The 4,390-nt window shown below is 43.9% G+C and carries 3 protein-coding genes; all 3 read right to left on the bottom strand.

Annotation, left to right across the window (positions count from 1 at the left end):
• Positions 1 to 2,488, bottom strand: a 2,488-nt coding sequence (gene ileS, locus AC5GD6_RS06085; protein WP_491846469.1) for an isoleucine--tRNA ligase, incomplete at its 3' end; no start/stop codon positions are given.
• A gap of 409 nt (positions 2,489 to 2,897) precedes the next feature.
• A complete protein-coding gene (gene nadD / locus AC5GD6_RS06080) occupies positions 2,898 to 3,743 on the bottom strand; it encodes a nicotinate-nucleotide adenylyltransferase (protein WP_491846468.1) in 846 nt (281 codons plus the stop codon).
• A partial coding sequence (locus AC5GD6_RS06075; protein WP_491846467.1) for a glutamate-5-semialdehyde dehydrogenase occupies positions 3,740 to 4,390 on the bottom strand: 651 nt, incomplete at its 5' end. The genes AC5GD6_RS06075 and nadD, both read right to left, overlap by 4 nt.

Below are 4,390 nucleotides of genomic sequence, written 5' to 3'. Positions count from 1 at the left end.
CTTTATATGCAGGAAGATATGTTGCCATATGTTTTTCGTCAACAGGAGCACTAAACCAAGAAAGAAGTGCCGCAAAGGACTTTCCCTCGCGAAGCGATTGGGGCATGTGCTCAAGAACTTCATCGCAGGTAAATACCAAAATAGGCTGCAAATCACGAACAAGCATGGCAAGAAGATATGACCAGGTTGTAAGCGCACTTCTGCGCTCAAGACCAGTAGTTGCACCACAATACACACGATCTTTGGTAGCGTTGAGATAGCCTTGAGACAACTCAGTGACTACGTAATCATAAAGCGTACGATACACCTGATTAAACTTATAATCTTGATACGCTTGGGTAACTTGATTGTGAACTTCGCACATACGCGTGAGCACGCATTTATCATAATCACAAAGATCATCAAATGCCAAGCCATCAGTTGCAAGATCAAACTGATCCTCAAGCTCACCTAACAAGAATCTAAAGGTATTGCGGAAATGACGATAAGCATTGCCAACATGGCTTAATATCTCTTCGTCGCACGACACATCAACAGAAGTATCAACAGAGGCAACCCACAAACGAATGATATCAGCACCTTGCGTAGCACACACTTTGTTTGGATCAATAACATTACCCAAGCTCTTAGACATCTTTCTGCCCTGTCCGTCTAAGGTAAAGCCTTGAGAAACAACCGATTTATAAGGAGCTATTCCATAAGCGCCAACAGAAGTCATAAGTGAACTCATAAACCAACCACGGTGCTGATCTGAGCCCTCCAAATACATATCTGCTGGGAATTGCAGCTCTGGGCGATGTTTACACACGGCCGTATGAGAAACTCCTGAATCCCACCATACGTCCAAAATGTCTTTATTCGCTTGAAGGTTGTGAGATCCACACGCAGAACATACGCACGCATCACCTAAGTAGTCTTGCGGCTCTTGCGTAAACCAAGCATCTGAACCACAGTTTTTAAAGAGTTCGATTGTTTTATCAAGCGTAGCGTCATTAAGTACAAGCTCACCACAATCCTTGCAGGTAAATGCAGGAATTGGAACACCCCAGTTGCGCTGACGAGAAATGCACCAATCGGGTCGACCTTCAACCATGGTACCAATACGACGAGCGGCATGAGCAGGATAAAAGGTAACATGGGAAAGTTCTTGAGTTGCTTGGTTGCGTAAGTTAGTTTGGTCCATTGAAACAAACCACTGATCAGTTGCCCTAAAGATAACGGGCTTTTTACAACGCCAACAGTGAGGATACGAGTGTGATATATCTTCATGAAGGATAAGGGTATGACGTTTAGTAAGCCACTCAATAACACAAGGATTAGCATCGTTTACATTCATGCCCGAGAACGGTCCTCCCGTACCCAAGCCATCTCCTTCATAAAAGCAGCCGTTATCATCCACTGGCATAACAACAGGCACACCGAACTTACAACCTGCAATATAGTCGTCCACACCGTGTCCAGGAGCCGAGTGAACAACACCGGTACCATCATCAAGGGTTACATAGTCTGCGTAAATAAATACACCAGTTTCACCCTGCTCGCCAAAAATTGGCAAAAGATAGGTATTACCCTGCAATTGAGTACCCGTTGCTCGCCAGGTATTTCCTTGGGCATCGCGTGCTAACTCATAGGAATCATAACCAAATTTTTCGCAACATTTTTTGACAAGAGCCTCAGCCATAAGCTCACAACGACCGTCAACCAAAACACCAACATAGGTAGCTTCCGGATGCAAGATAACACAGTCATCTGCTGGAAGCGTCCACGGAGTGGTTGTCCAGATGTCTACCCATAGATTATCGGCATAAGCTTCAAGACCTGCCGGAACGCTCGTCATTGCAAAACGAACAAAGATAGCAGGTGAAATCTCATCACCATATTCAATTTCGGCTTCTGACAATGCGGTGTGACAATACATACACCAGTGAACAGGCTTTCTACCGCGATAAATTGAACCTTTGTCGTAGATTTTTTTGAAAATCTCAATATCGGTGGCGTCGTAGTCGTGCGTATAGGTTAAATAAGGATCATTCCACTTTGCCAAAACGCCCAAACGCTTAAATCCCTGACGCTGGGTATCAACTTGTTCAACAGCCATTTTACGACAAAGCTCACGAATTTTAGCAGTTGAGAGTTGGTTAAACTTTTGCGTTCCAAGCATTTGTTCAACTTTATGCTCAATAGGTTGACCGTGGCAATCCCAACCAGGAATAAACGGCGTTTGATATCCGCGCATCGACCAGTAACGATTGATAATATCCTTTGAGATTTTATTAAGTGCATGACCCAAATGAATAGGACCATTTGCATAGGGAGGTCCATCATGAAGCACAAACTTATCATGACCTTCATTTTGAGCCTGCAAAAGCTCGTATACATGATTTTCTTCCCACATTTTAAGACGTTTGGGCTCGTTTTGTGCAAGGCCCGCACGCATAGCAAAAGAGGTCTTTGGTAAATTCATAGAGCTTTTATATTCGTTAGCCACGTGAAAATCCTTTCATGTCGTATCGAACGTTTTAACCGTACACACGGCATAAAAAAACGCCCGTCCCTCCTTGCTGGGACGAAGCGTAGATAACACGCACTACAAGCGTTATAAGCACTTCGATTAAACCACCCAGCGAGCAGAAATCTTACTCCGCTTTACTCGCCTGACATGTATCGTCTGTCATGTACGGTGGCATCTACTAAAAACTTTAAACTTGATATGCGTTTAAAGTTTTGTTTGAACCACAGCTCAAAGGTGATATCTTATTGCGTTGCCTATAACATTCCAGCTACCGTTACTCTCTATAAGGCAAGTGAGCAAAAGACGCGTCCTTATCATCGCCTTATGTACATGATAGCATGTACGCCAACATAAAGAAGATAAAAGTTATAACGTAATCTAAAGTTTATAAATCTTTATCAGAATCCATATGCTTATACACGCGAATGTCCGCCCCGTACAGAAGATGTTTATGAATATAACCCGTAACTGTATCAGGCGTAAGATACCTGAGCGAGCGTTGATGCTGCACGCGTTCGCGCAGGTAACTTGATGAAATTGAGAGCGCGGGAACTTCTAGATAGCGTACGTTTAAGTGAAGATTTGATGCTTCTATGCGACGCTGCGCGCTGCGTAGATCGTAACCAGGACGCGTTGCGGCAACAAAGTGACATGATGAAGAAATTTTATGCGCATCATGCCAATAAATAATATTTGCAATAGCATCTGCACCTGTAATGAAAAAGAATTCTACATTATCAGGGTAATAAGCGCGAAGCAAACGCATCGTATCGGCGGTATAGGTAATACCTGCACGATTGATCTCAAAACGAGAAACCAAAAAATGAGGATTATCAGCAGTGGCAAGGATTGCCATGGCATAGCGATCTTCTGCAGTTGCAACATGACGGTTTTGCTTAAACGCAGGAGACCCACAAGGCATAAAAAGGACAAGATCCAAATTAAGCTCATCATATGCCGTTTCGGCTGCAACAAGATGTCCATGGTGAATGGGATCAAACGTACCGCCCATAATGCCTAATCGATACGTTTTATCTCTATCTTGCCCAAGCTCAGGTAAATCGCACAGTGTGTGCTCGGCATTAAGATAGGCAATTTCTGAGGGCGTGAGTTTATCTAAAGAAGCAGGATAGCTACAACGAACTGCAACACGTTGTTCATGCAGAGAACGAACGCTCCTATCATCAGGCGACATAGAATGTTGAGCTGCGCTTTCTTCTGCAGAATTCATCGAATTTGTCCTTGTCCGCGTAAAATATATTTGGTAGTGGTAAGTGCAGCTGCAGCAAAGGGACCTCGCGCATGCAACTTTTGCGTAGAAATGCCAATTTCTCCGCCTAATCCAAACTCGCCACCATCGGTAAAGCGCGTAGACGCATTTGCATAGACCGCAGCCGCATCAACCAACGTTAAGAACTTCTGACAAGCATTATAGTCTTGTGCAAGAATCGCTTCAGAATGACCAGTTCCATAACGGTTAATGTGATCAATTGCCTCATCAATATCAGCAACACAATGGACGCTCATTTTAAGATCAAGATATTCCGTTGCCCAATCTTGTTCGTCTGCAAGCTGCATAGCTATGTTACATTCATGTGCAATGTGCATGGCACATGCATCTCCTACAAGCTCTACACCGCGCGCGTCAAGCGCACGCAACACTGGCGGTAAAAGCTCGGGCGCAGCACATGTATCAACCAAAAGCGATTCTGCTGCATTACAAACACCAGGACGTGAAGTTTTTGCATTAACAACCACCGAAACAGCTTTTGAAATGTCTTCTTTGCTAGAAAGTGACTTATGAAGATATACATGACAATTCCCTACCCCAGTTTCTATGGTTGGAACTTGTGCATGACGAACCACAGATTGTATAAG

The sequence above is a fragment of the Fannyhessea sp. genome, assembly GCF_986145555.1.
The sequence above is the reverse complement of the archived record's forward strand: the minus strand, read 5'-3'. Positions and strand labels throughout refer to the sequence as shown.